Annotated in this window: 1 protein-coding gene and 1 pseudogene; both read left to right on the top strand. The window is 64.9% G+C overall.

Annotated features, from left to right (window positions below; translation table 11 throughout):
- The first annotated feature begins 67 nt into the window (after nt 1-67).
- Nucleotides 68-256 carry a DUF2065 domain-containing protein gene (locus EN955_RS34620; RefSeq protein WP_013531032.1) on the top strand — a complete coding sequence of 63 codons (189 nt, stop codon included), beginning with the start codon at nt 68-70 and terminating at the stop codon, nt 254-256.
- Nucleotides 257-383: 127 nt separating this feature from the next.
- Nucleotides 384-562: pseudogene (locus EN955_RS34615) on the top strand (serine protease); the annotation flags it as partial.

Here is a 562-nt window from a genome sequence, read left to right as displayed (position 1 = left end):
GCAAACCGCGCCGGCGACGGCCCCCGCCGCGCCGGCGGCACAGCCCAGCACCGGCCAGTAGCGGCCGGTGCAGGATTTTCTTGCCGCCATGGGCCTCGTCCTCGTCATAGAGGGTCTGGTCTATGGCGGCTTTCCCGGCCTGGCCAGGAAGCTTGCCACCGAAGTGCTGTCGCTGCCCGAGAACGCGCTGCGGATTGCCGGGCTGGCGGCGATCGCGATCGGCGTCGGCATCGTCTGGCTGGTACGAGGCGCATGAGGGCGGCGATGATTTATCCTCTGCCGATAGTCATAGCCGCAAACGTGCCGTATTTTTTGCCAACATGGCGTGACGCGGCGTTTTCGTCGAAGCGCTTTTCTTTTCAAGAATACCGGGAGGCTTCTCGATGACATCCAATACAATTTTGCGCGCGGCGCGGCGGACATTCATCGCCGGCGCGGCGGCACTTCTTGTCAGCGCCGTCGCTGTCCCGTCCTTCACGGCGCCGACATTTGCCGCCGATGGGCCCGCTTCGGTCGCCGATCTGGCGCAAGGCCTGCTCGGCGCGGTGGTCAACATATCGAC

The organism is Mesorhizobium sp. M7A.F.Ca.CA.001.04.2.1 (assembly GCF_003998485.1).
Lineage (GTDB): Bacteria > Pseudomonadota > Alphaproteobacteria > Rhizobiales > Rhizobiaceae > Mesorhizobium > Mesorhizobium ciceri.
The sequence above is the reverse complement of the archived record's forward strand: the minus strand, read 5'-3'. Positions and strand labels throughout refer to the sequence as shown.